The 1,237-nt window shown below is 43.8% G+C and carries 1 protein-coding gene; it reads left to right on the plus strand.

What is annotated here, in order from left to right:
- Positions 1-1,140, plus strand: a 1,140-nt coding sequence (locus ACN4EE_RS23500; RefSeq protein ID WP_431708932.1) for an aconitase family protein, incomplete at its 5' end; no start/stop codon positions are given.
- Positions 1,141-1,237: the final 97 nt, after the last annotated feature.

The following is a 1,237-nucleotide window of genomic DNA, read 5'->3' on the forward strand; positions in this document are numbered from 1 at the left end:
ACCCGTTTCCCTCTCGGTATCTCTTTCCCCGCAGGTTCGGGTTTAGTGGCATTTGCTGCGGCTTTAGGGGCGATGCCTTTAGATATGCCTGAGTCGGTGTTAGTGAAATTTACTGGAGAATTGCAACCGGGGGTGACTTTGCGAGACATCGTTAATGATATTCCTTGGGTGGCTATGCAGGAAGGGAAGTTAACCTATGGCAAAGGTGATAAAATTAACGTCTTTAACGGGCGTATCATGGAAATGGAAGGCTTACCCGATTTAAAAGTGGAACAGGCTTTCGAGTTAACGGACGCTACTGCTGAACGCTCTTGTTCTGGTAGTACAATCAAACTAAGTGAGGAAACTGTTGCTGAGTATCTTCGATCGAACGTCAGTTTAATGAAGAATATGATAGCACGGGGTTATGCCGATGCGCGTACATTATTGCGCCGTATTGCCAAGATGGAGGAATGGTTAGCGAATCCTTCCCTCATGTCTGGGGATGAAAATGCGGAATATGCCGATATTATCACCGTTAACTTGAATGAAATCAAAGAGCCGATCGTCGCTGCTCCCAATGATCCAGATAATGTTAAACTGATGAGCGAGTGTGCAGGGGATAAAATCGATGAGGTGTTCATCGGTTCATGTATGACAAATATTGGACATTACCGAGCGGCGGCGAAAATCCTTGAGGGTGCTGGACGCATTAAGTCTGTATTATGGATTTGTCCTCCTACCCGTATGGATGAAACACAGTTACGCAATGAAGGAGTTTACGGCGTATTTGCGGCGGCAGGAGCAAGAACTGAAATGCCGGGGTGTTCTCTGTGTATGGGTAATCAAGCGCGTGTGGAAGATGGTGCAACGGTATTTTCTACTTCTACCCGTAACTTTAATAATCGTATGGGTAAAGGTGCAAGGGTTTATCTCGGTAGTGCTGAGTTAGCGGCAGTTTGTGCTTTATTGGGCAAAATTCCTACGGTGGAGGAGTATATGTCGATCGTATCTGAGAAAATCGATCCTTTCAAGGGTGAATTATACCGTTACTTAAACTTCAATGAGATTGATGGTTTTGAGGATGAAGGGCGAGTAATACCTTTAGATCAAATGCCAAAAATCGAGGACATCTTAGGTATGCCAGTTGGCGCAAAATAATTAACTTTTAGGTGGGTAGTCAACCCACCTTTAGTATTGATTTATTTAACTTAATGATTGATCTCTTTTGTAAGCCCAAATTGCCAAAAAATAAAAC

It is taken from the genome of Geminocystis sp. CENA526, assembly GCF_050753365.1.
Lineage (GTDB): Bacteria > Cyanobacteriota > Cyanobacteriia > Cyanobacteriales > Cyanobacteriaceae > Geminocystis.